Annotated in this window: 27 protein-coding genes; 19 read left to right on the forward strand and 8 right to left on the reverse strand. The window is 33.8% G+C overall.

All coding sequences use genetic code 11. The features are described 5' to 3' along the window. Positions 1-122 precede the first annotated feature (122 nt). The 4 genes from FGF67_RS04865 (at position 123) to FGF67_RS04880 (ending at position 1,740) form a co-directional block, all read left to right on the forward strand. Positions 123-365, forward strand: a complete 243-nt coding sequence (locus FGF67_RS04865; protein WP_139695359.1) for a hypothetical protein — start codon at positions 123-125, stop codon at positions 363-365. Between the two features lie 205 nt (positions 366-570). Continuing rightward, a complete protein-coding gene (locus FGF67_RS04870; RefSeq protein ID WP_139695360.1) occupies positions 571-1,101 on the forward strand; it encodes an RNA polymerase sigma factor in 531 nt (176 codons plus the stop codon). A gap of 11 nt (positions 1,102-1,112) precedes the next feature. Next, a complete protein-coding gene (locus FGF67_RS04875) occupies positions 1,113-1,499 on the forward strand; it encodes a hypothetical protein (protein ID WP_139695361.1) in 387 nt (128 codons plus the stop codon). Between the two features lie 13 nt (positions 1,500-1,512). Next, the gene (locus FGF67_RS04880) at positions 1,513-1,740 is read left to right on the forward strand and encodes a hypothetical protein (protein WP_139695362.1); all 228 of its coding nucleotides are present in this window, start codon (positions 1,513-1,515) and stop codon (positions 1,738-1,740) included. Between the two features lie 76 nt (positions 1,741-1,816). Here the strand turns inward: FGF67_RS04880 and FGF67_RS04885 are convergent, their stop codons facing one another. Next, the gene (locus FGF67_RS04885; protein WP_139695363.1) at positions 1,817-2,470 is read right to left on the reverse strand and encodes a uracil-DNA glycosylase family protein; all 654 of its coding nucleotides are present in this window, start codon (positions 2,468-2,470) and stop codon (positions 1,817-1,819) included. Positions 2,471-2,538: 68 nt separating this feature from the next. On the opposite strand from FGF67_RS04885, the gene FGF67_RS04890 reads away from it, so the two are divergent. Continuing rightward, the gene (locus FGF67_RS04890) at positions 2,539-2,673 is read left to right on the forward strand and encodes a 30S ribosomal protein THX (protein ID WP_139695364.1); all 135 of its coding nucleotides are present in this window, start codon (positions 2,539-2,541) and stop codon (positions 2,671-2,673) included. Positions 2,674-2,698: 25 nt separating this feature from the next. Here the strand turns inward: FGF67_RS04890 and yaaA are convergent, their stop codons facing one another. Continuing rightward, a complete protein-coding gene (yaaA, locus tag FGF67_RS04895) occupies positions 2,699-3,457 on the reverse strand; it encodes a peroxide stress protein YaaA (RefSeq protein ID WP_139695365.1) in 759 nt (252 codons plus the stop codon). 208 nt (positions 3,458-3,665) lie between these two features. On the opposite strand from yaaA, the gene FGF67_RS04900 reads away from it, so the two are divergent. Further along, complete coding sequence (locus tag FGF67_RS04900; protein ID WP_139695366.1) at positions 3,666-4,607, forward strand: TIGR01212 family radical SAM protein; 942 nt, start codon at positions 3,666-3,668, stop codon at positions 4,605-4,607. Positions 4,608-4,701: 94 nt separating this feature from the next. Next, complete coding sequence (locus tag FGF67_RS04905) at positions 4,702-5,694, forward strand: hypothetical protein (RefSeq protein WP_139695367.1); 993 nt, start codon at positions 4,702-4,704, stop codon at positions 5,692-5,694. A gap of 27 nt (positions 5,695-5,721) precedes the next feature. On the opposite strand, the gene FGF67_RS04910 is transcribed toward FGF67_RS04905, so the two are convergent. Both FGF67_RS04910 and FGF67_RS04915 read right to left on the reverse strand, forming a co-directional pair. Beyond that, positions 5,722-6,759, reverse strand: coding sequence for an RluA family pseudouridine synthase (locus tag FGF67_RS04910; protein WP_139695368.1), 1,038 nt, complete (start codon positions 6,757-6,759; stop codon positions 5,722-5,724). 2 nt (positions 6,760-6,761) lie between these two features. Continuing rightward, on the reverse strand, positions 6,762-7,319 hold the full coding sequence (locus FGF67_RS04915) for a PASTA domain-containing protein (protein WP_139695369.1): 558 nt from the start codon (positions 7,317-7,319) through the stop codon (positions 6,762-6,764). 142 nt (positions 7,320-7,461) lie between these two features. On the opposite strand from FGF67_RS04915, the gene FGF67_RS04920 reads away from it, so the two are divergent. After that, positions 7,462-8,436 (forward strand): D-alanine--D-alanine ligase, encoded by a 975-nt coding sequence (locus FGF67_RS04920; RefSeq protein WP_139695370.1) that lies wholly within the window; start codon positions 7,462-7,464, stop codon positions 8,434-8,436. A 70-nt stretch (positions 8,437-8,506) separates the two neighbouring features. After that, on the forward strand, positions 8,507-8,962 hold the full coding sequence (coaD, locus tag FGF67_RS04925; protein WP_139695371.1) for a pantetheine-phosphate adenylyltransferase: 456 nt from the start codon (positions 8,507-8,509) through the stop codon (positions 8,960-8,962). 74 nt (positions 8,963-9,036) lie between these two features. On the opposite strand, the gene FGF67_RS04930 is transcribed toward coaD, so the two are convergent. Continuing rightward, entirely contained in the window at positions 9,037-10,650 is a 1,614-nt protein-coding gene (locus FGF67_RS04930) for a SulP family inorganic anion transporter (RefSeq protein WP_139695372.1), read from the reverse strand. Between the two features lie 165 nt (positions 10,651-10,815). After that, positions 10,816-11,397 carry an NUDIX hydrolase gene (locus FGF67_RS04935; protein WP_139695373.1) on the reverse strand — a complete coding sequence of 194 codons (582 nt, stop codon included), beginning with the start codon at positions 11,395-11,397 and terminating at the stop codon, positions 10,816-10,818. A gap of 128 nt (positions 11,398-11,525) precedes the next feature. Between FGF67_RS04935 and pyrE the strand changes: the two genes are divergently transcribed. Both pyrE and FGF67_RS04945 read left to right on the forward strand, forming a co-directional pair. Further along, positions 11,526-12,170 (forward strand): orotate phosphoribosyltransferase, encoded by a 645-nt coding sequence (pyrE, locus tag FGF67_RS04940; protein WP_139695374.1) that lies wholly within the window; start codon positions 11,526-11,528, stop codon positions 12,168-12,170. Positions 12,171-12,221: 51 nt separating this feature from the next. Further along, on the forward strand, positions 12,222-12,617 hold the full coding sequence (locus tag FGF67_RS04945) for an SRPBCC family protein (RefSeq protein WP_139695375.1): 396 nt from the start codon (positions 12,222-12,224) through the stop codon (positions 12,615-12,617). On the opposite strand, the gene FGF67_RS04950 is transcribed toward FGF67_RS04945, so the two are convergent. After that, a complete protein-coding gene (locus tag FGF67_RS04950) occupies positions 12,614-13,345 on the reverse strand; it encodes a biotin--[acetyl-CoA-carboxylase] ligase (RefSeq protein ID WP_139695376.1) in 732 nt (243 codons plus the stop codon). The two genes, FGF67_RS04945 and FGF67_RS04950, sit on opposite strands and share 4 nt — an antisense overlap. A gap of 94 nt (positions 13,346-13,439) precedes the next feature. On the opposite strand from FGF67_RS04950, the gene rsfS reads away from it, so the two are divergent. From rsfS to FGF67_RS04990, 8 genes are all read left to right on the forward strand, one after another. Beyond that, positions 13,440-13,811 (forward strand): ribosome silencing factor, encoded by a 372-nt coding sequence (gene rsfS / locus FGF67_RS04955; protein ID WP_139695377.1) that lies wholly within the window; start codon positions 13,440-13,442, stop codon positions 13,809-13,811. Positions 13,812-13,819: 8 nt separating this feature from the next. Next, positions 13,820-15,808 carry an ATP-dependent zinc metalloprotease FtsH gene (gene ftsH, locus FGF67_RS04960; RefSeq protein ID WP_139695378.1) on the forward strand — a complete coding sequence of 663 codons (1,989 nt, stop codon included), beginning with the start codon at positions 13,820-13,822 and terminating at the stop codon, positions 15,806-15,808. Between the two features lie 119 nt (positions 15,809-15,927). After that, positions 15,928-16,536: an LUD domain-containing protein gene (locus tag FGF67_RS04965; RefSeq protein ID WP_139695379.1), complete on the forward strand. Its 609-nt coding sequence runs from the start codon at positions 15,928-15,930 to the stop codon at positions 16,534-16,536. A gap of 1 nt (position 16,537) precedes the next feature. Further along, positions 16,538-17,359 (forward strand): phosphatidate cytidylyltransferase, encoded by an 822-nt coding sequence (locus FGF67_RS04970; RefSeq protein ID WP_139695380.1) that lies wholly within the window; start codon positions 16,538-16,540, stop codon positions 17,357-17,359. Further along, positions 17,349-17,999: a phosphatidylserine decarboxylase family protein gene (locus FGF67_RS04975; RefSeq protein ID WP_139695381.1), complete on the forward strand. Its 651-nt coding sequence runs from the start codon at positions 17,349-17,351 to the stop codon at positions 17,997-17,999. The genes FGF67_RS04970 and FGF67_RS04975 overlap by 11 nt, the downstream gene beginning before the upstream one ends. Beyond that, positions 17,999-18,265, forward strand: coding sequence for an acyl-CoA-binding protein (locus FGF67_RS04980; protein WP_139695382.1), 267 nt, complete (start codon positions 17,999-18,001; stop codon positions 18,263-18,265). The genes FGF67_RS04975 and FGF67_RS04980 overlap by 1 nt, the downstream gene beginning before the upstream one ends. Before the next feature lie 18 nt (positions 18,266-18,283). Continuing rightward, positions 18,284-19,063 carry a carbohydrate-binding family 9-like protein gene (locus FGF67_RS04985; RefSeq protein WP_139695383.1) on the forward strand — a complete coding sequence of 260 codons (780 nt, stop codon included), beginning with the start codon at positions 18,284-18,286 and terminating at the stop codon, positions 19,061-19,063. A 172-nt stretch (positions 19,064-19,235) separates the two neighbouring features. After that, positions 19,236-20,171, forward strand: a complete 936-nt coding sequence (locus FGF67_RS04990) for a single stranded DNA-binding domain-containing protein (RefSeq protein ID WP_139695384.1) — start codon at positions 19,236-19,238, stop codon at positions 20,169-20,171. A gap of 93 nt (positions 20,172-20,264) precedes the next feature. Here the strand turns inward: FGF67_RS04990 and FGF67_RS04995 are convergent, their stop codons facing one another. Next, on the reverse strand, positions 20,265-22,901 hold the full coding sequence (locus tag FGF67_RS04995) for a valine--tRNA ligase (protein WP_139695385.1): 2,637 nt from the start codon (positions 22,899-22,901) through the stop codon (positions 20,265-20,267). Between the last annotated feature and the right edge of the window lie 179 nt (positions 22,902-23,080).

Below are 23,080 nucleotides of genomic sequence, written 5' to 3' on the forward strand. Positions count from 1 at the left end.
GTACAAAAATACTAATATTAACCTATATTACAAGGTGTTTATCTAACGAATACCCTAGCCGTTTATTACGTAATTTTAAATTATATTTGAACACTAAAAACATCATTGTTTTTTCTAATGACATGCGTAAACTAAAACTGATTTGGGATTTTCATGGACCACATGCTCTAAAAACGGCTGAGCATCATGAAATTCATTTAAAAGAATATATAACTATCAATCATTTAAATATTTCAATAACAGGACATACTGCCATACATGACATGCATGCTATTGCTTTTTTAGTGGTTGATGATTGTGACATGAAACCTATAAGAGATGCACTAAAGCCACACAGAGGTCAAGTATACCAACCACAAACTTAAAATCCTTATTCCTTAAACAACTTGTTGTAATCTCTTAAACCACCCAATAAACTTACCTCTCCTCATTTACCCTATTTTCTCTTATTGCGTATGACACATTTATAGGTTTAAGTCGTCTACTTTTTAGTGTGCTGCAAAAAAAAATGCAATGCATTTAAAATGTTTCGTCTTTATAGTTGAAGAGCTATTAAAATGAGCTTTTTTCATGAAACCAGATAACAATAAAAAACTAAAAGATTTTTTTAATCAAGAATATCAGGCACTCAAAGGATATGTTAGTTCTAGAATAAAAACTAATATTAATCGCGACCCTGAAGATATTTTGCAAGATGTAGCGCTGAAGCTATTTACGAGTGCAGACCGTTATTCTCCTATAAATAATGTAGCTGGTTTTGTATATAGAGCAGTTAAAAACAGCATTATTGACGTTTTGAGATCTAACAAAAACTATACTGTGGCTTATGAAAACAAACAAGAATTAAAACTTATAGCATTGGCTGAATCTTTTAGAGATGAAGGTTCAGGTGAAACATTTTCTGAAACTTTAAAATTGGCCCTAAGAAAAGCTATTACTGAATTAAAACCAAAATACAGAGAGATTATAATTGCTATTGATTTTGAAGGATACAGCTATAAAGAAATAGCAAAAATAACCAAAACGCCAATAGGCACATTAATGTCTAGAAGGCATCGAGCTATGTCTTTGCTTAATAAAAAACTAAAAACAATTTCTTAAATATAATAGATATGTCACATTTTTTTAAACACAAACTAAGAGGAAAATCACCTGGTGCTATTGCAGGAATGATCATTTTTGGAGCTATAACCATAACGGGTTTAGCCATACTTTTTGCATTTGTTATTATGTGGTTATGGAACTGGCTTATGCCCGAGTTATTTCATTTAGCAACTATTACATTTTGGCAGGCCGCTGGTATCTTTATCCTTTCAAAAATTCTAATTGGCGGATGTAATGGCTTTGGCAGCAAAAGCGAATCTTCATCAAATGACTCTGAATGCGAAAAAGAATTTAAAAGTAAATTTTCAAAATGGAAGTATTACGATCAATTCTGGAAAGAAGAAGGTAATGAAGCCTATGAAGCCTATGTTTCACGCATAAAAGACCATGATTAATCGATTAAAAATTATGAATGCAATTACTATTATGGTCTTTAGAACCAATATTAAAACCAAAAAAAAATTAAAACATATATCTTCTTTTTTCAACAATCATTCAAACATTCATGATTGGTCTGTTGATATTGAAGATATTGACAATGTTTTAAGAATAGAAGCTAATGGAAGTATCACAAAAACAGGGTTTATCAACGAATTAAAAGCAAAAGGGGTTTACTGCGAAACTTTAAGCGATTAAATAAAAACAATAGTTAACACCGTTTCATAAAAAAAGCCCAAGGTAACCTTGGGCTTTTCTGTTTTTAAAAATACCCTTAAAAAAACGCACGATACTGCATTAATCGAAAATCAAACGTCGTGAAATTTGAATTTGAAGCTTTCAACTGTTTGTATAGAGGTATACTCCCTATGGCGCGGTTAGCAGACCCTGAAGGCGAGGTTAATGAAACTGTTTTTATGGTTCTGGATGCATATGTAAACTGATGAATTCTAGTAATCTCATTTGAAATCAGGTTTAATTTCAAACTGTGTTCTTTTAAGTGTTGCCTAAAAAAATATTCAGGCCCATTTTTACTATTTCCTCCAGTAAATAAGAGGGTATCAATACTTGGGTGTTTTTGTATATAGCCTATTAAATCTCGTAACACGATATTGGTCATCCCTAGATCAGAGGCATCTATTTTTTCACGTTCACAGCTTTCAACAATATCACAAATGCCTATTTTATGTTTTATTAAAAACTGTTTTCTTTGACTTATTGCTTCTTCCGAATTGTCAAATGTCAAATTCAAATTATGAATCTTATCAAGATACAACCAAAGGGAATTGTAATAACTACCATAACAAAAATTAACGTCTTTTTCTAACAGCTCACCTATTGAAAACCTTGGAGGCGGCAGTGTCCCTACAATCAGTTTTGTGGAATCTGAATTAATAAATGGTTCATATGGATGATGATGTTTAAACATCTTTTACTTGTTTTTATGAGAAGTTTTGTTATTTTAATAATACAAAAAACCATATAAATTAAAGACTCATGGGAAAAGGTGATAAAAAATCAAAACGTGGTAAAATCAACCGAGGTACTTTTGGGGTAAGACGACCAAAAATAAAGAAAAAGCCCTCTATTGAAAACAAAATCAATATAAGTGGCAAAGCTACTCCTAAGTAAATTCAACAAACACAGCCAGTAGGTTTTATCTAATGAAAATTAATTCATTCCCTTTACTCATGGGTTCGCTAAAATGATAGCCTTCGTAATTAAACCCTTTTAAATCGTCAATAGTTTGCGCGTTTGTATCCACTGCATAGCGTGCCATGAGTCCGCGTGCTGCTTTAGCAAAAAAGGAAATCATCTTATACTCTCCTTTCTTAAAATCTTTAAAATTTGCAGTCACCACAGGTACTTTTAAGGCTTTGGCGTCAATGACTTTAAAGTATTCATTACTCGCCAGATTTAAAAATAACTCGTCTTCTTCTAACTCTTCGTTAAGTGCCTTAGTGATATCCTTTTTCCAAAATTCATATAGATTTTTGTTAACACCAACAGGCATTTTAGTTCCCATTTCTAAACGGTAAGGTTGAATTAAATCTGTCGGTTTTAATAGCCCGTATAATCCTGAAAGGATTCTTACACTATTTTGAAGTACCTCAAGTTTTTCTTCTGGAATGGTGTAAGCGTCTAAACCTCTATACACATCTCCAGCAAAAGCATACACCGCAGGCCTTGCATTAGCTGTTGTAAAAGGCAAGTGCCAAGCTTGGTTTCGCTCATAATTTAACTGACCTAAAGCATCAGAAATACTCATCAACTTAGACAAACTTTTGGCCGATTTCTTTTTAAGTAGTTTATTTAATCGTTCAGATTGCTTTAAAAACCTTGGTTCTGTGTGTCTATCTGTAGGCAATTGAGTTTCAAAATCTAAGGACTTAGCAGGCGATATTACGAGTTTCATACATTATATTTTTCTTTTCAAATGTACAATTCCTTAGTCTTTTTGAACATCTTCCTTAAATAATAATTCTAATAGAACTATAAATATTTCTAATGAACTTAGACACTTTAATCCTTGAGACTTGTTGTTAAAAATAAAAAGTCCACCTAACAAGTATCATAAATCATACTTTAATTTCTAAATACTTTTGCACTCTATTTTTTCTAATATGCAAATAACAGGTAAACGTTACTTAGATTATTCATCTTATATAAAATACACTTTTGGAGAACGTATTCAAAAAATATCCTTAAACATTGGCTTTTCTTGTCCAAATAGAGATGGTTCAAAAGGCTACGGTGGATGCACCTATTGTAATAATGAAACGTTTAACCCTGATTACTGCAAACCTCAAAAAAGTATTTCACAACAATTAGAAGAAGGTATTGATCGGTTTTCAAAAAAATATAAAACGCAGAAATATTTAGCTTATTTTCAAGCGTATACCAACACTTATACAGATATAGCGTCTTTAAAATCTATGTATGAGGAAGCCCTTCAAGTTCCAAATGTTATTGGTTTGGTTATTGGAACCCGGCCAGATTGTATTTCAGATGACATCATAGATTATTTATCAAAGCTTTCAAAAGATTTTTATGTGTCTTTAGAATTTGGTGTTGAGAGCACATTAAACAGCACATTAAAACGTGTGAATCGATGTCATACCTTTGAAGAAACTGTAGCCGCCTACCAAAAATGTAAAAACAAAGGTATTTCTCTTGGTGCCCATATTATTATGGGGCTACCAGGCGAAACTACAGCAGATTTACTAAATCACGCAAAAGCCTTAAATAAGCTCCCTATAAACACCTTAAAACTGCATCATTTACAAATAGTAAAACGCTCTATCATGGCGTATCAATACCAACGTACCCCAGAAGATTTTAACTTATTTTCTTCTGAAGACTATATAGAATTGATGGCCAAATTTGTTGGTTTACTTCGTCCTGATATCATCATAGAACGCTTTATTAGTGAAGCGCCTCTTGATTTGCTCATTGCTCCTAAATGGGATGGTCTAAAAAATTTTGAAATTGTTGCTAAAATTGACAAAACACTTACCCAACAAAACATTTGGCAAGGAAAGTATTATGAGCAAGAATTAGCATAAGCGCTTCATATTCAATCAGGAATTGTACTTCTGTTTTTCTTTTAAAGGATCCTTAAAATTATATTATCTTTATAAGTGATTCTATTTACAACACATGAAAAACATAACACTTACATACATTTTAAGCATTTGCTTCCTTTTGGCTTGTAAGCAAACTAAAGAAAACCATACCACCAATGTCCCTTTAACTACTGAACATGCTACACCTACTGCCTCCTTAAGTATTATAGGCAATTATGTTGATACCGGTTATACAAAAAGAGATCAGGGTTATGATTGGGTATCTGTATCTGTAAAAGAAGACACCAAAAACACCATTTTAATTTCTATACGCTCAAGAGCCGACAAGAAAAAGCCCACTTGTACTTTCGATGCTAAAGCTTATAAAAAAACCGACACTACTTATGAGTCTATGTATGACGGTAAAAACATCATCTATACATTTACAGATAATACTATTTTAATTTCTACGGAAAAAAAAGAAGACGAAAACTCACTTTACTTCTTTTGTTCTGGTGGAGCAACAATAGCTGGCACATACTCTAAAATAAATAACAACTTAGACCAAAATCAAATAGATAAAACGGCGTTTACAAAGCATTTAAGCTTGCAAGGTATCGGGTTTAATGTATCGTCTATCATGCAAAACAATACAAACACATTGCATGTTTATGCCTTTGGCTTAGAAGTCTCCCCGTTTGATGAAACCTTTAATATTGATGGCTTTAATGTTATAGACGTCGAGGTTGAAGATTTAGATGCAGATGGTTCACCAGAACTTCTGGTTTACCTTAAAAATGAAACACAGAATAACCAAGGTAAAGTTTTCGGGTTTTCGGTAAACAACAAAAAGTCTATGAGCATGGTTTATTTCCCTCCCACTGCTGAACAAACCAAAATAAATGAAGGTTATAGAGGGCATGACGAATTCACCCTAATTGAAACGAACCTCGCACAACGTTTTCCTGTTTATAAACCAGATGATTCTGATGCTGCTCCGTCAGGAGGTATACGTCAAATTACATACAAATTAAAAAAAGGTGAAGCCATGAAAAAATTTGAAATAGATCAGATTTCCCGATATTAAAATACATGTTGGCTAAAACACCATGACTTACTCTATATCTTGATGTTTGGCATAATTACGCCATTTTTCAACGCAGGCTTCAATATCATCAGGAACAGGTGCTTCAAATCTCATAAATTCGCCCGTTGTAGGATGTTCAAAACCCAGAGTTTTAGCATGAAGCGCTTGACGTGGTAATACTTTAAAACAGTTTTCAACAAACTGCTTGTACTTAGTAAATGTGGTTCCTTTTAAAATTTTATCACCGCCGTAACGCTCATCATTAAAAAGGGTGTGGCCAATATGTTTCATATGTACCCGTATTTGATGAGTTCTCCCTGTTTCAAGCCTGCACGATATCAAAGTAACATACCCTAAACGTTCCAGAACTTTATAATGCGTTACCGCTGGTTTTCCTCTATCGGTTTCATCTCCTAAAAAAACAGTATTTTGAAGCCTGTTTTTAGGATGACGCCCTATATTTCCTTCTACAGTACCTTCATCGGCTTCAACATTTCCCCAAACCAAAGCAACATATTCGCGTTCACTTGTTTTTTCAGCAAATTGTAATGACAAATGCATCATGGCTTGCTCAGTTTTAGCCACTACTAAAAGTCCGCTTGTATCTTTATCTATACGATGCACCAATCCTGGACGTTCACTTGAATTATTGGGTAAATTATCAAACCTATAAATCAATGCGTTTATTAATGTACCTGAGTAATTACCATGACCTGGATGCACTACCATCCCAGCAGGTTTGTTCACTACCAACAAATCATCATCTTCATAAACCACATCAAGATCAATAGCTTCACCAACTAGCAGTTGTTCATGTGTGGGGTGAGAAAATAAAACCCTGATAGAATCGTCTGGCTTTACTTTGTAATTTGACTTTACGGGCACACCATTAACAAAAATACTTCCGTTTTTTGCAGCTGCCTGAATCTTATTTCTGGTAGCATTTTCTACAAAATTCATCAAATATTTATCAATTCTAAGAGGTGCTTGCCCTTTTCCTACAACAAATGCATGATGCTCATACAAGTTGTCTTCTTCAGGTAATTGTGGGGTATAGTCATCCATAATTATGGTCGGTTACCATTACCTAATTCTAAATCAATTACAGACGTTTTTGGCAACTGGTCTCCTGGCTTTAAAACTTTACCTTTGTGCGACAATTTTAAGACAATATCCTTACCAATATTATCTACATAAGTAAGTTTTCCTACCTTAAAACCTAATGCTTCAAGGGTTGGTTTTACTTGCCTAAGCGTTCTATCTATTAGTCCGTCAGGAATATTCATTTTTCTATATCCTGAAGGATTGAGCGTTATATATATCTTTCTATTTTCCTTAACTTTTGCACCAGCCACAGGTTCTTGTTCAATCACAGAATACTTAGGATAATCTGGATTATAATTAGCCGAATCCTGAATTTTCATCACTAAGTTATTGTCGGCAAGCTCTACCTCAGCAACCTCAATAGATTTCCCTTTTAATTCGGGAACCGTCTCAAAATCGCCATGATTTGTAGACACATTTAAGTACTTCAATATCAAAAAACAGAGAACCACTAGAGCCGCAACAGCTAGTATGATTTGCTTTAAAAATGTTTTACTGGTAAGAAATTTAACAATGCTCATGTATAGATTTTTCAGTTAGGCAAATATATAAAAACAGAACTGCTTTTTCTTTTGCTATTTATATGATATTTTAGCTCACACTATTATAAATACGATTTATTATCTGTTTTAGATGGTAATAGTAAAATTGAATTAAACTTTAATGAAAAAAAATATAGCCATTATCATGGGAGGGTATTCAAGTGAGTATAAAATCTCCTTGAAAAGCGGACAGGTTGTTTACGAAACTTTAAAAGACTCAAAATACATACCGTACAAAATTCATATTTTTAAAGACAAATGGGTGTATGTTGATGAAGACGGCATGGAATTCCCTATAGACAAAAATGATTTTTCTATTAATGTAGATAGTTTTAAAACTACTTTCGACTGTGTTTTTAATGCCATTCATGGTGCCCCAGGCGAAAATGGCTTTATGCAAGGCTATTTTGAAATTTTAAACATACCAAATACAAGTTGTGACATGTATCAAGCTAGCTTAACCTTTAACAAAAGAGACCTATTAAGCGTTTTAAAACCTTATGGTATAAAAACAGCCGCTTCTTATTACCTTAATTTTGGGCAGGCGGTTGATGAACAGGCCATCATAAAAAGCGTTGGTTTACCTTGTTTTGTTAAAGCCAACAAAGCAGGTAGTAGTTTTGGTATCAGTAAAGTGTATAAAAAAGAAGCGTTACAAACCGCTATTGATGTAGCTTTTAAAGAAGATGATGAAATTATTATAGAATCTTTTTTAGACGGTATTGAAGTATCCGTTGGCGTTATTACCTATAAGGGTGCTACAAAAGTACTTCCTATTACTGAAATTGTTTCTGAAAATGATTTCTTTGATTATGAAGCGAAATATGAAGGTAAATCTAAAGAAATTACACCAGCCAGACTTACTCAAGAACAAGAAGAAAAAGTAACTAGAGAAGCTAAAAAGGTTTATGAAATACTAAAAATGAAAGGATTCAGTCGTAGTGAATTTATTTTTAAAGATGGCGAACCACACTTATTAGAAATGAACACGATTCCTGGCTTGACAAAAGAAAGTATATTACCCCAACAGGCAGCTGCAGCGAATATCTCATTATTTGAGCTTTTTGATAATGCTATTGAAGAAGCTTTAAAGTAATTTATTAGTTATCTTTGAAATAAATCACTACAAATGTTTTTCGCTCATGGCGGAAAGAAAACAAGTTTTCATGAAACGAGCATTATTTCCAGGGTCTTTTGATCCTATAACAAAAGGGCATTATGATATTATTAAACGCGGAGTAACCCTTTTTGATGAAATTATTGTAGCTATTGGTGTCAATGCCGATAAAAAATATATGTTTACATTAAAAGAACGCCAATCCTTTATTGAAAAAACATTTGCTGATGAACCCAAGGTTAAAGTCATGACTTATAAAGGACTTACGGTAGATTTCTGTAAAGACATAGGTGTTGAATTCATTTTACGCGGTTTAAGAAACCCTGCCGATTTTGAATTTGAAAAAGCCATTGCTCATACCAATAGAGACTTAGCACCCATTGAAACCGTATTTTTATTGACTTCGGCAGACACCTCTTATATTGCCTCTTCTATTGTGCGTGACGTTATAAGAAATAAGGGAGATTACACCAAGTTAGTTCCTGATAGTGTAAGAATAAAGTAAATACCAAAACATTAATGTATAAAAAAAGGTGGTTGATAAAAAACCACCTTTTTTTAATTTATAATGCTGTAATGTTATAAATCATACTCTGCTAACCCCTTGGTAAAGGCTTCGGGGTTTTCTGCCAAATGATAACGCGGATCGTCAATATCTTCAACAATTACTTCTCTAAATTTGGGGTTCGATTTATATAAAAGCACTTTACAATCTTCACTTAAATGCTTCAATTTTACTTTTTTGCCTGCCGCTTCATATTTTCCTACCAAATTGTAAATTGCCTCAATAGCCGAATGATCACTAACTCTTGATTCTACAAAATCAATTTCTACCATTTCAGGATCATTCTTTACATCAAACTTTTCATTAAAAGCTATAATAGAACCAAAAAATAAAGGCCCCCAAATTTCATAGACTTTAGTACCATCTTCACGTATGCGTTTACGAGCACGAATACGTTTGGCATTCTCCCAAGAAAACACCAAGGCACTAATAATAACACCGGCTATAACGGCAATTGCCAAATCGAATATTACCGTTAAAGAAGAAACAGCAACCAAAACAATCACATCGCTTAAAGGTATTTTATTCAATATTCTAAAACTACTCCACGCAAAGGTGCCAATAACCACCATAAACATCACACCTACCAGTGCAGCAATAGGCACTTGTTCAATAAGTCCTGAAGCAAATAAAATAAAGACCAAAAGTAGAACAGCAGCAACAATACCGGAAAGTCTTGTGCGCCCCCCTGATTTGATATTAATTAAAGATTGACCAATCATGGCACAACCACCCATACCCCCAAAGAAACCAGTAATAATATTAGCACCGCCTTGCGCCATACATTCTCTATTAGCATCCCCTCTAGTTTCTGTTAATTCATCCACTAAATTTAAGGTCATTAGCGACTCAATTAAACCAATGGCTGCAAGAATCAATGCATAAGGCCCAATAAATTTCAAAGTTTGCCAAGTAAAAGGTACCTTAGTAAAAATATCTGTTTGAAATTGAGGCAAACTACCTTTTAACCCTTCTCCACCACCATCACGAATAAAACTTCCAACGGTAGCCACATCAAATCCGCCAAAAATAACGATAGATGAAACCACTAAAATGGCAATAAGGGCTTCAGGTAACTTTTTTGTTAATTTAGGCAGTACAAACATAATACCCATAGTTAAAGCCACAAGCCCCAACATAATATACAATGGCGTTCCTGTAAACCAATTACCGTTAGCATCTTTAAACATACCTAATTGCGATAGAAAAATCACAATGGCCAGACCATTAACAAACCCCATCATTACTGGATGAGGAATTAACCTAACAAACTTTCCTAGTTTAAAAATGCCTGCCAGCATTTGAATTATACCCATTAAAATAACCGTAACAAACAAAAAGTACAATCCTAATTGTTCTTCAGGTGCTCCCATGGCATTACCTTCGGCCACTAAACTTACCATAACAACAGCAAGAGCTCCTGTTGCTCCACTAATCATACCAGGACGCCCACCAAAGATTGAAGTGATTAACCCAATCATAAAAGCCGCATAAAGTCCAACTAAAGGATCTACACCTGCCACGAAGGCAAAAGCTACGGCTTCTGGCACTAAGGCTAAAGCAACAGTAATCCCACTTAATATATCATTCTTGGCATTTGCAGCGCGTTTTCTTATAAATTCAGTCATGGTTTTTTATTGAAGGTGCAAAATTACAGTTAATATATTGATCTGCAAGTAGAACAATTATAATTAACCCAAAGCCTATCGAAATCGTTTGAAAAATCAAAAAAACCACACGAAAAAATCTTATTGTTAGAGCTAGCGCAATAAGAACTTAAATTAAGTACTTCGTTAAACTAACAACTTAATATTGGCATATGAATTTTTAAGAGCCTCATTTGCTTCTTCATGATTCAACCAAGCTACTTTGGTAATACCTTCGTTCTCTTGTGCAGTCAAAGTACCACTGAACTTGGTTTTCATTTCAAACCAATAAGTGATTTTTATTTTATATCTACCATTCCTTTTAAAAATATGATAAGTGACGTCCAATGGTTTTGTAATTTTCAATCCAGAAACTCCTGTTTCCTCAGTTACCTCGCGTATGGCTGTTTCTTCAATACTTTCTTTTTTTTCAGCTTTCCCTTTAGGCAAATCCCATTTATCGTTTCTGTAAATGAAAAGAATTTTACCTTCTGCATTATAAACCTTTCCGCCACCCGCGATAACATTTGGTAACTTTTTTAAAAATTTTTTAAGAAGTTTATCTTCATTTTTATGAATTAGCCGTACTTCTGCTAATGAAGTATTATTCAACCGTCGGATAACTTTAGGCATATTTACCGTGCTTAACAGGTAATTCTTAAAGTTTATTTCCTCTTCTATACTGGTAGTCAATACAATAGGTTTGTCCCCAACAAAAACTCTATGCATAGGCAAATGAATTTATACTCGGGTAAAAATATCATTTTTAAATTGAGAAAAGACAATGTTGAAAAATTTATTTTAAATGTAGTATAGTCTATACAATTACAATTAAATTTGTACAAAATTCTGCAACTATGATTTTTAACAAAGATACAGCAAAAAAAACCGCTGAAGTTTTACTTCAAATCAATGCTATAAAATTAAGTCCTAACGCCCCTTTTACTTGGGCTTCTGGCTGGAAATCACCCATTTACTGTGACAATAGAATTGTACTCTCTTTTCCAACAATTAGAAATTACATTAGAGAAACTATGGGTAAACAGATAGAAAAAAATTATGGCAAACCTGATGCCATTGCTGGCGTAGCTACGGGTGCTATTGGCATAGGCATGCTGGTTGCCGAGTATTTAGGGCTACCCTTTGTTTATGTTAGACCCGATGCTAAAGGTCATGGAAGAAAAAATCAAATTGAAGGCTTTATTGAAAGCGGACAAAACGTTGTGGTTGTTGAAGATTTAATTAGCACTGGAAAAAGCAGTTTAAATGCCGTAAAAGCCTTAAAAGAAGCCAATGTTAATGTAAAGGGCATGGTGGCTATATTCACATACGGTTTTAAAGTTGCCACAGAAAACTTTGAAAGCGCCAATGTAAGACTTCAAACCTTAAGCAATTATGAAACATTGTTAGAACAAGCCTTACAAACCAACTACATTACAGAAAAAGAGCTTGAAACTTTGTCTGAATGGAACGCAAACCCTAGTGAATGGAACGCTATTTGATAAGCAACAAGTAATTATCCATTAACAGTACGCGAAATAAAATATATTCATATGAATTTAGAATCTCCAAAAGTAAGTGTTAGGAAATCGCCTGAAACTATTTTCAATTTTCTTTCTGAAGTTAAAAACTTTGAAGCTTTAATGCCCGAAAACATAAGTAAGTTTGAAGTTTTAAGCGAAGACACTTTTGTGTTTGCATTAAAAGGCATGCCTGAAATTGTCTTAAAAAAGAAAGAAGTTACACCGCCCAACAACATAGTATTGGGGGCCGCGGGCGGAAAAATTGATTTCACTTTAGTTGGCACTATTGATGAAACAAGCCCAAATACCAGCGAGGTTCAATTGAGCTTCTCTGGTGATTTTAATCCGATGATGGCTATGATGATTAAAGGCCCTATTTCAAAATTCATTGAAACTCTGGCTACAAATATTCCTAATGCCCTTTAATACAAAAGGGTAACTTCTTTTAAACTGAAGGTTTTAACAATATTATCTTCCAAAAGAAGTTTTAGTTCACCAGTATTTGTTACCCCTTGAATATACGCAGAAAACAATACACCTTCTTCATTGGTAAATGTAGAAGGTTTGTTTTTTCTAAATAAATACGACTCATATTCTGCTTTCAATGCATGGATAGCTCCAGATTGTAATATTGAAAAATACTTTTTTAAATACCCTAAAAGGGTGACTGTAAGTTCTTCAAGATTATAAGTGGTTCCTGTAAGTAGTTTTAAAGAAGAGGCTTTAGGCAAATGGTTAAATGTAGTTTGGTTTACATTTAACCCTATACCAATAATAGAAGCATCTATTTGGTTATGCTTTATGACATTTTCAATTAAAACACCACAAATCTTCATTTGTTCTGACAAAATGTCGTTCGGCCATTTTATCTGCAATTTTGGTATTGAAAAAGCTTCTAAACTCTTAATAATGGCTAAAGCTACTACCATACTTACGTAAAAAGACTTATCCATGGTGTAGACTGAAAAGGTCTTTAAAATACTACACGTAAGGTTTTTAGAAGATTCAGATTCCCATACGGTACCCATTTGCCCCCTTCCTTTGGTTTGAAGCTTAGCAAGCACACACGTATAATCTTCAGTTGCTTCATTCGCATAAAGCTGCCTTAAATAACTATTCGTAGAATCAATGGCATCAAGTTTGATTAACCGCATTATATTGTTGATATTACTCAATAAAATCTTATTAGAATTTTTAAAGTGTAAAGAAGCAAAAAAATAATAACTTTGCACAAATTAAATAAATTTAATGGCGAAAGAAAAAATCAGCGCAGACCAATTAATATCGGTTATTATTAGTGGGATTGAGGATGTTAAAGGAAAAGAAATTAATATCCTAGATTTAAGAGAAATTGAAAACACGGTTTGCGATTACTTTATTATTTGCGAAGGAACTTCAAATACGCAGGTAAACGCTATAGTTAATTCCATTCAAAAGAAAGTAAGTAAAGAGCTTAAAGATCACCCATGGCACACTGAAGGGGTTGATAATGCTGAATGGATATTAATTGATTACGTTAATGTTGTGGTTCACGTTTTCCAAAAACACGTTAGAGAATTTTATGACATAGAGAGTCTTTGGGGGGATGCAAAAACAACTGTAATAGAAACTAGTTACTAAAAAAACAAATGGCAAACGATAAGAAAAACATAAAGGACAAAAAACCAAAATTTAGTCCGTACTGGATATACGGTATTCTAATAGCTCTATTTTTAGGCTTTCAACTATTTAGTAGCGGGGATTACCAAAATGGCAATCTAACTACACCTTCCGATTTCTTTAAATATTTGGAAGAAGGTGATGTTGAACGTGTTGATATTATAAAAAATACACGAGTAGCCAAAGTCTACTTAACAAAAGATGCAGAAACTAAAGAGGTGCATAAAAACTCAAAGCCACAAACCTTTGCGCTCTCTACCACAAGATTACCAAACTATAAGTTTGAGTTTGGTGATTTGCAGAATTTTGAAAATAAACTTAATGACGTTATTAAAGATCTATCAGACAAACCAACGGTAACCTTTGATACAGAAACGAATGATTGGGGAAATTTACTCATGGGTATCCTCCCTTTTATTTTACTCATTGGCGTATGGATTTTTATAATGAGACGCATGTCTGGTGGTGCTGGAGGTGGTGCTGGAGGGCAAATATTTAATATCGGAAAATCAAAAGCTAAACTTTTTGACCAAAATACCGAAGTAAAAACAAGTTTTAAAGATGTTGCTGGTCTTGAAGGAGCCAAAGAAGAGGTTCAAGAAATTGTTGATTTCTTAAAATACCCTGAAAAATATACCACTTTAGGAGGTAAAATTCCAAAAGGTGCGCTTCTTGTAGGCCCTCCAGGAACGGGAAAAACATTATTAGCAAAAGCCGTTGCTGGTGAAGCAAAAGTACCGTTCTTCTCTTTATCTGGTTCAGATTTTGTTGAAATGTTCGTTGGTGTAGGAGCTTCGCGTGTTAGAGATTTATTTAAGCAGGCTAAAGAAAAATCACCTTCTATCATTTTTATTGATGAAATTGATGCCATCGGTAGAGCCAGAGGCAAAAATGCCATGTCTGGAAGTAACGATGAGCGCGAAAACACCCTAAACCAGTTATTGACTGAAATGGATGGTTTTGGTACAAACACCAATGTTATTGTATTAGCAGCAACCAACCGAGCGGATATTTTAGACAAAGCTTTAATGCGTGCTGGACGTTTTGACCGACAAATATTTGTTGATTTGCCAGACGTAAGAGAACGTAAGGAAATTTTTGAAGTACATTTAAGACCTCTTAAGAAAGCAGAGAATCTAGATTTAGATTTCCTATCAAAACAAACGCCTGGATTTTCTGGTGCCGATATTGCCAACGTGTGTAATGAAGCGGCTTTAATTGCAGCGAGAAATGGTAAAAAAGCTGTTGACAAACAAGATTTCCTTGATGCCGTTGATAGAATTATTGGTGGTTTAGAAAAGAAAAATAAAATTATTACGCCAAGCGAAAAGAAAGCTGTGGCCTATCATGAAGCAGGACACGCCACCGTTAGCTGGATGCTAGAACACGCTGCGCCTCTTGTAAAAGTAACTATTGTGCCTCGAGGACGTTCATTGGGTGCTGCTTGGTATTTACCAGAAGAACGCCTCATTGTAAGACCAGAACAAATGCTCGATGAAATGTGTGCGGCTTTAGGTGGTCGTGCGGCTGAGAAAGTGATTTTTGACAAAATTTCAACTGGTGCATTAAGTGACTTAGAAAAAGTAACCAAACAAGCTCGTGCTATGGTAACTGTTTATGGGTTAAGTGACAAGATTGGTAATTTAACCTATTACGATTCTTCTGGGCAAAATGAATTCGGGTTTTCTAAACCATATAGTGAAGAAACCGCTGAGCTCATTGATAAAGAAATATCTAGAATAATAGAAGAACAATATGTTCGCGCCGTTAAACTTCTTGAAGAAAACAAAGATAAACTTACTGAACTTGCTGAAGTTTTATTGGAAAAAGAAGTTATTTTTAAAGATAACTTAGAGAAAATATTTGGAAAAAGAGCCTTTTCAAAAGAATTACCTATAAATTCAGTAAAACAAGAAAATAATAATCAAGAAATAAAAGGTACAAACGAAGAAGAATAAATTAAATTAAGGTATTCTACTAATGATATAGTAAAAATCTTGAATTAGTCGTAAGGTTAGTTTAAGATTTTTTATATTTGATGTAGTTCGACATGATTTCTGACAATAGCATTTACTAAATGAGTCTTTTTAGAAAACTTTTTGGTTCAAAATCTGACAAATCAGGCGAAGAATTAAAATCCGATGACAGAGGCAAATACATGCCAGAAATAAAGCTGCCAATAGACGAGAGATTTACAATAAATTTTAAAGCTAATGGTGGTAAGTTCTTGTATTGTGAAAATATAGATGAAGTTTTTGAAAACCTAAATTACATTTTACAAGAAAACGATTGGCAGGCTGAGAAAGCTTTTCTGTTAGATTCTGATTTAGAAGCCAAATTTAAAAATAGTGGCATATTACCTTCAAAAAAACTTAATCAATCCACCTATTTTCTAACAACCTGTGAAAATCTTATAGCTAATGATGGCTCTTTGCTCATTTCATCAAAACAAATTTTTGAAAAAAAATTACCTGAATTACCGTTTAACTTTGTAGTATTTGCTACAACCAGTCAAATTGTTGAAAATATTGGCGAAGGTTTAAGAGGCATTAAATCTAAAAACAAACAGCAAATTCCTACCAATATCACCACAATAAAGCATTTTAAATCTAGCGATGAAAAAGATTTTTTAAGCTATGGAAGCAGTGCTAAAAATCTTTACCTACTCCTTTTAGAAGACTTATAGGATGAAAGAAACGCTTGTTCGATCATTATCAGGGTTGCTCTACGTTGCATTACTTATTGTTTGCTTGTGTTTTGAACAGCTTTTAATTCTTTTATTCTTTGTATTTGGTTTAATTTGCATGGCCGAATTCAATAAGCTTATTCAGTTAAAAAGTTATATCCCTTATATAATTTTTATTACTTTATATATTGTTTTTGGATACTGGCATGCGGTTCTTGACACCTCGAAAGGCCTCAATGAATTCACTCAAATTTTAATGGTTTTATCCATTTTTGTTGAATTATTTTTAATCAAAGATTTATTTTCAGAAAAAACAATACCGCTTTTTTCAACCAAAAGATTCTTACTCACTACCTTCTATCTATCAAGTGCGTTTGTATTCTTAATTTTGATAGCTAATTACTATAAAGATTATAACCCAAATATTCTGTTGGGGTCTTTTATTTTAGTTTGGGTAAACGATTCTTTTGCTTACCTAGTTGGGAAAAACTTTGGTAAACAAAAACTTTTTGAAATTATTTCTCCCAAAAAAACCGTAGAGGGATTCTTAGGCGGACTATTCTTTTCATGTATTGCGAGCTATTTTATTGCTACCTTTACCGAAACATTAAACTCCACCAATTGGCTCATATTAAGTATTATTATTAGTGTATTTGGTACGTTAGGAGATTTAATAGAATCAAAGTTTAAACGTCAGGCTGGCGTTAAAGATAGTGGTGTCATCATGCCTGGGCATGGTGGCTTATTAGACAGGTTAGATAGTATTATTTTTGCTGCTCCTTTTGTATATTTATTTTTAAGAATTTTAAATTATGTTTCATAAAGAAGGCTATAAAATCATTTTAATAACATTTGTTTTTGTTGTTGGGTGCTTTTTATTAATTGATAATGTTGTTCAAATAACATGGTTGAGAACCTCAATCATGATTTTACTATTGTTTTTCTTAGTCATGATTTTACAGTTCTTTAGAAATCCTAAGCGTCATACTAAATTAAATGATCATCAGGTTATTTCGCCTGTTGATGGCAAAGTAGTAGTCATTGAAGAAGTTTTTGAAAAAGAATATTTCAAAGAAAAAAGATTACAAGTAAGTGTATTTATGTCTCCAGTAAATGTGCATGTTACCCGTTATCCTATTGGAGGTAATGTTATTTTTAGTAAATACCATCCAGGAAAATATTTAGTAGCATGGCACCCCAAAGCCAGCGAAGAGAATGAGCGAACCACTGTAGTTGTAGAAAACCCAACCTATGGAAAGGTTTTACACAGGCAAATTGCTGGAGCCTTAGCTAAACGCATTGTTAATTATGCAAAAGTAAATGATAAGGCTATACAGGGTGCTGATTCTGGTTTTATAAAATTTGGGTCGAGAGTTGATTTATTTTTACCTCTTGACACGAATATTAAAGTACAACTCAATCAAAAAGTAAGAGGAGGCGAAACAGTAATTGCAGAAAAGTAATGGGCAAGTCTAAATTAGATATAGAGTTTGAACAAGCTGTTGAAAGAGTTAATGCGCATAAAGACCCCTTTCCTGCAGATACGCTTTTAAAACTTTATGCCTACTACAAAAAGGCAACCAATGATTATGGCAAACCGAGAAGCAAAAAACCTATAATAAATGCTTTCAAAACAAACGCTCTTTTTCAAGCAAAAGGTATTTCAGAAAAAGAAGCCAAGCAATCCTATATTGATTTGGTAAATAATTATTTTTTATATAGAAATTAAAACACCTTTTAGCACATAATGAAAAAAACAATTGCACAAGCAATCCTTTTTACCTCTTTCTTTTTCATTTCCATATCCTTTTGCGTTGCGCAAGCTTATGAGCTATCACTTGATAACCGTCCTATATTTTCAGCAAAAAAAACCACTAATAAAATTACCGTTGATGGTTTAGCTGACGAAAAAGATTGGCAAAAAACAGAAGCAAGAACATTAAATTATTTTTATTTAACCCAACAACCATATGACAAACAGAAAACTACGTTTAGAATGCTTTGGGATGATGAGACTTTGTATTTATTGTTTGAATGTGAAGACAAATATTTAACATCCTCTGAAAAAGAAAGAGATGGCGAACCTTATTTAGATGATTGTGCCGAGTTTTTTGTTATTCCTGCTCCTAAAAGTACTATAGCTCATTTTTGTTTTGAAATTAATTTATACGAAACTAAAAATGACGTGCTATATATAAACAATTTTTATGAAAATCAAGACACAGCAATAAAAGCTTACAACCCGAATTACCAAGTAAAAGTGACCTATGAGGGCACTATGAATAATAATGATGATGTTGATAATGGATGGATTATGGAACTAGCCATTCCTATAAAAGCGCTGAGTAGAACTTCTGAACTCTACCCTATAAAAACAGGAACACGATGGGCATTTACAGCGCTTAGACAAGAACGCAATGAACTTGAAATAGGAAGACGCGTTATCTCTACAATTTTCCCCATTGAAGATATTTCAAAAAAAGTACATCAACCAAACACCTTTGGGATTGTTGAATTTATAGATTAAAGCACGCCATACTTTATTGAAACACAACTTATTTCACATGTAAATTTCGTGGCTTAACGTGTAAAATGTGTCACTCTACTTTAAATTTCATCCAATAGTTTTACTTTGTTTTTAATTTAGCGTTGAAGTTAATATTTAACCAGATAAACTATAAACATTAAAATAAATAAACATGACAAAAAATAGTATAATAATCGGTTTATGTCTGTTCTTTGTTCTAAATATTACGTTTGCTCAAGATAAAACAACGGTAACCGCAAAGAACGATGAGATTAGTAAAAATTTAGACTTAGAAGCCGTAGCTTCTGTTTTTGGAGAATCAAAAGATTTAGAAGATTTTGAAAAAAAATTAAATGATCCCAAAACGCAAATCTCTAACCTAGATCTTAATAACGATGGTGAGGTAGACTACCTTAGAGTTATAGACAACTCAAAAGGTAAAACACATGTAGTTACCATACAAGCTGTAATAGGGAAAGATAAATATCAAGATGTTGCGGTAATTGATGTTGAAAAAGACAGTAAAGGAGACACAAAAATACAAGTAGTAGGTGATGTACAAATGTATGGAAACAACTACATTATAGAGCCTGTTTATGTGCACCCGCCAATCATCTCAGTATGGTTCTGGGGGCCTTATTACAGACCGTGGTATTCTCCGTTCTATTGGGGTTATTACCCACCTTACTACCGTCCTTGGCGACCTTACCCTATTCATTTGTATAGAAGAAATGTTAATGTACATATCAACGTAAAAAATACATATAGACATACGGATGTACGACGCAGTAGAGATGCTGTTAAAATTCAAAAACAAAATAGAAGAGCAGATCATTCAAAAACAAAAGATGTAGTAAGACCCGATAAAGCAACGGGGAAACCTGTGCAAAAGGATTGGAAACCTCAAAACGGAAATAAAGGTAATAAGGTAACGGTGCCTTCTACGCGTCCGGCCCAAAAACCTCAACAACAACCATCCGTGAGACCAACACAGCCTACACCAAGACCTGCTCCTGCTGTTCGGCCAGCACCAAGACCAATGCCTAGACCTACGCCTGCACCAAGACCGGCTCCAAGACCTACACCGCGGCCTAGTGCACGACGTTAAAATATAATATAAAACATGGATTGAATAAAAAAGCCTTGACACATTATTTTTAGTCAAGGCTTTTTTATTTAATATAAAGAATTGTTATAAAACTTACTTTAAACTAGACAAACTAGATTTTAGAGTTTCAATCTTAGCCAAAGCGTCAGCTTCTTTTTTCTTTTCAATCGCTACCACCTGCTCTGGCGCATTATTTACAAAACGATCATTTGACAGCTTCTTTTGAATAGATTTTAAGAACCCTTCTGTATACGTTAACTCCTCCGATAACTTTTTAACCTCTGCTTCAACATCAACCGCTCCTACCATTGGAATAAAATACTCATTAGCTTTTACCCGAAACGTTAAAGCACCTTCTACCTGTGAGCTTGTATACTGGATAGCTTCCAGATTTCCTAATTTTGAAATCACACCATCAAAGGTATTTTGAGTGTTTTCATTATTTATTACAGAAAAACCAATAACTTCTTTAAATGCAATATTTTTTTGTTTTCTAATATTTCTAATACCTGAAATCACTTCAGAGGCAAAATCAAATTCAGAAATAAGTGCTGTATCTATTTCGGTACGCACCTTAGGCCAAGATGCTACTATTAAAGCTTCTTCTGGTGCTCTTTCTGAAATATACTGCCAAATTTCTTCCGTTAAAAATGGCATAAACGGATGCAAAATTTTCAGATTGTTTTCAAAAGCAGTAATTACCTCATTATAGGTTTTTGCATCGATTGGTTTTTGGTATGCAGGTTTTATAATTTCTAATAACCATGACGAAAAATCGTCCATAATTAGTTTATAAATAGTCATTAATGCATCACTCAGGCGGTATTTGCTAAAATGATCTTCAATATCTAGAAGCGCTCTTTGAAACTTTGCTTCGTACCATTCTAAACCTATTTTTGAGGTTTCAGGTTGGTCTATACTGCTATCAACATCCCACCCTTTTATCAATCGGAAAGCATTCCATATTTTATTAGCAAATCCTTTTCCTTGTTGACAAAGCGCTTCATCAAACAACAAATCATTACCCGCCGCAGAGCTTAACAATAACCCCACACGAACCCCATCTGCGCCATACGCCTCAATAAGTTTCAAAGCATCAGGAGAATTTCCTAATGACTTACTCATTTTACGACGCTGCTTATCACGAACTAATCCTGTTAAGTACACATTATTAAAGGGTCTTTCGCCCTTATACTCATAACCAGCAATAATCATTCTAGCTACCCAGAAAAATAAAATATCAGGGCCAGTAACCAAATCGTTTGTTGGGTAATAATAATTGATTTCTTCATTTTCAGGATGTCTAATGCCATCAAAAACACTCATGGGCCACAACCATGATGAGAACCAAGTATCTAATGCATCTTTGTCTTGGGTTAAGTCTTCAATAGTTAATTGCGTGTTACCTGTTTTATCCTTAGCTTTTTGGAGTGCTTCCTCAATGTTCTTGGCTACAACAAAGTCTTCTTTTCCATCTCCATAATAATACGCTGGAATTTGTTGACCCCACATCAATTGACGAGAAATATTCCAATCGCGAATATTCTCCATCCAATGCCTGTAAGTGTTCTCAAACTTTTTGGGAAAAAGTTTAATATCATCATCTTTTAAAACAGCTTTTATCGCTGGCTTTACTAAATCTTCCATTTTTAAAAACCACTGATCACTTAAACGTGGTTCTATAACAGCCTTAGTTCTTTCAGAAGTTCCTACTTTATTTGTATACGTTTCTGTTTTTAAAAGAATGCCTTTTTCTTCAAGTTCTTTAGCTATTTCTTTTCTAACAACAAACCGGTCTTTACCTACATAATGGAGGCCAAAACTATTTAATGAGGCATCTTCATTAAATATATCAACCACTTCTAGATGATGTTTATCGCCTAAAACTTTATCGTTTTCATCATGGGCTGGTGTAACTTTTAAACACCCTGTACCAAATTCCATATCTACATAGTCATCTTCAATAATTGGAATGACACGGTTACAGATAGGTACAATAGCCTTCTTTCCTTTTAAATGAGAGAAACGTTCGTCATTAGGATTAATACAAATAGCCGTATCACCAAAAATCGTTTCAGGACGTGTTGTTGCAATGGTTAATGTATGATCACTTTCTTCTATTTGGTATTGTAAATAATACAAATTCCCTTGTCGCTCCTCATAGATCACTTCTTCATCAGACAATGTTGTTTTAGCTTCTGGATCCCAATTTACCATACGATAGCCTCGGTAAATTAATCCTTTTTCATATAAATCTACAAAAACCTTGATAACGGCTTCACTCATATCATCATCCATGGTGAATTTGGTTCTATCCCAATCGCATGAGCAACCAAGCTTTTTTAATTGTTCTAGAATAACTCCACCATATTCATGTGTCCAGTCCCAAGCATGCTTTAAAAATTCATCACGAGACAAATCATTTTTATCAATACCTTGTTCTTTCAACTTTGCCACCACTTTAGCTTCTGTTGCAATTGATGCATGATCTGTTCCTGGCACCCAACAAGCATTTTTACCCATCAAACGTGCTCGTCTTATTAATACGTCCTGAATCGTATTATTGAGCATATGCCCCATGTGCAGCACACCTGTTACATTTGGTGGTGGAATAACTATAGTATAAGGCTCTCTTTCATCGGGTTCTGAATGAAAATAATTATGTGTCATCCAGTAGTCATACCACTTACTTTCTACCTGACTGGCATCATATTTTGATGGAATTTCCATGCTTTGGAATAATTTTTGAATGTGAGGTGCAAAAGTACTTATATTTCTTGTTTATATAAAACAATATTTGAGCTGATAGAAATTAAAAAAGTGACACTTTAACAGTTTTTAAACAAATGAAATTAATGACAATGTGTACTTTTGAAGCATCAGTACGCTTTAACAACAATGTATTACAG

Origin of the sequence: Allotamlana fucoidanivorans (assembly GCF_006265225.1) — a bacterium.
Classification (GTDB): domain Bacteria; phylum Bacteroidota; class Bacteroidia; order Flavobacteriales; family Flavobacteriaceae; genus Allotamlana; species Allotamlana fucoidanivorans.

Excerpts from the sequence above, each read along its gene's own strand:
- FGF67_RS04865 (WP_139695359.1), top strand. The coding sequence starts at position 123 with ATGCGTAAACTAAAACTGATTTGGGATTTTCATGGACCACATGCTCTA.
- FGF67_RS04870 (WP_139695360.1), top strand. The coding sequence starts at position 571 with ATGAAACCAGATAACAATAAAAAACTAAAAGATTTTTTTAATCAAGAA.
- FGF67_RS04875 (WP_139695361.1), top strand. The coding sequence starts at position 1,113 with ATGTCACATTTTTTTAAACACAAACTAAGAGGAAAATCACCTGGTGCT.
- FGF67_RS04880 (WP_139695362.1), top strand. The coding sequence starts at position 1,513 with ATGAATGCAATTACTATTATGGTCTTTAGAACCAATATTAAAACCAAA.
- FGF67_RS04885 (WP_139695363.1), bottom strand. The coding sequence starts at position 2,470 with ATGTTTAAACATCATCATCCATATGAACCATTTATTAATTCAGATTCC.
- FGF67_RS04890 (WP_139695364.1), top strand. The coding sequence starts at position 2,539 with ATGGGAAAAGGTGATAAAAAATCAAAACGTGGTAAAATCAACCGAGGT.
- yaaA (WP_139695365.1), bottom strand. The coding sequence starts at position 3,457 with ATGAAACTCGTAATATCGCCTGCTAAGTCCTTAGATTTTGAAACTCAA.
- FGF67_RS04900 (WP_139695366.1), top strand. The coding sequence starts at position 3,666 with ATGCAAATAACAGGTAAACGTTACTTAGATTATTCATCTTATATAAAA.
- FGF67_RS04905 (WP_139695367.1), top strand. The coding sequence starts at position 4,702 with ATGAAAAACATAACACTTACATACATTTTAAGCATTTGCTTCCTTTTG.
- FGF67_RS04910 (WP_139695368.1), bottom strand. The coding sequence starts at position 6,759 with ATGGATGACTATACCCCACAATTACCTGAAGAAGACAACTTGTATGAG.
- FGF67_RS04915 (WP_139695369.1), bottom strand. The coding sequence starts at position 7,319 with ATGAGCATTGTTAAATTTCTTACCAGTAAAACATTTTTAAAGCAAATC.
- FGF67_RS04920 (WP_139695370.1), top strand. The coding sequence starts at position 7,462 with ATGAAAAAAAATATAGCCATTATCATGGGAGGGTATTCAAGTGAGTAT.
- coaD (WP_139695371.1), top strand. The coding sequence starts at position 8,507 with ATGAAACGAGCATTATTTCCAGGGTCTTTTGATCCTATAACAAAAGGG.
- FGF67_RS04930 (WP_139695372.1), bottom strand. The coding sequence starts at position 10,650 with ATGACTGAATTTATAAGAAAACGCGCTGCAAATGCCAAGAATGATATA.
- FGF67_RS04935 (WP_139695373.1), bottom strand. The coding sequence starts at position 11,397 with ATGCATAGAGTTTTTGTTGGGGACAAACCTATTGTATTGACTACCAGT.
- pyrE (WP_139695374.1), top strand. The coding sequence starts at position 11,526 with ATGATTTTTAACAAAGATACAGCAAAAAAAACCGCTGAAGTTTTACTT.
- FGF67_RS04945 (WP_139695375.1), top strand. The coding sequence starts at position 12,222 with ATGAATTTAGAATCTCCAAAAGTAAGTGTTAGGAAATCGCCTGAAACT.
- FGF67_RS04950 (WP_139695376.1), bottom strand. The coding sequence starts at position 13,345 with ATGCGGTTAATCAAACTTGATGCCATTGATTCTACGAATAGTTATTTA.
- rsfS (WP_139695377.1), top strand. The coding sequence starts at position 13,440 with ATGGCGAAAGAAAAAATCAGCGCAGACCAATTAATATCGGTTATTATT.
- ftsH (WP_139695378.1), top strand. The coding sequence starts at position 13,820 with ATGGCAAACGATAAGAAAAACATAAAGGACAAAAAACCAAAATTTAGT.
- FGF67_RS04965 (WP_139695379.1), top strand. The coding sequence starts at position 15,928 with ATGAGTCTTTTTAGAAAACTTTTTGGTTCAAAATCTGACAAATCAGGC.
- FGF67_RS04970 (WP_139695380.1), top strand. The coding sequence starts at position 16,538 with ATGAAAGAAACGCTTGTTCGATCATTATCAGGGTTGCTCTACGTTGCA.
- FGF67_RS04975 (WP_139695381.1), top strand. The coding sequence starts at position 17,349 with ATGTTTCATAAAGAAGGCTATAAAATCATTTTAATAACATTTGTTTTT.
- FGF67_RS04980 (WP_139695382.1), top strand. The coding sequence starts at position 17,999 with ATGGGCAAGTCTAAATTAGATATAGAGTTTGAACAAGCTGTTGAAAGA.
- FGF67_RS04985 (WP_139695383.1), top strand. The coding sequence starts at position 18,284 with ATGAAAAAAACAATTGCACAAGCAATCCTTTTTACCTCTTTCTTTTTC.
- FGF67_RS04990 (WP_139695384.1), top strand. The coding sequence starts at position 19,236 with ATGACAAAAAATAGTATAATAATCGGTTTATGTCTGTTCTTTGTTCTA.
- FGF67_RS04995 (WP_139695385.1), bottom strand. The coding sequence starts at position 22,901 with ATGGAAATTCCATCAAAATATGATGCCAGTCAGGTAGAAAGTAAGTGG.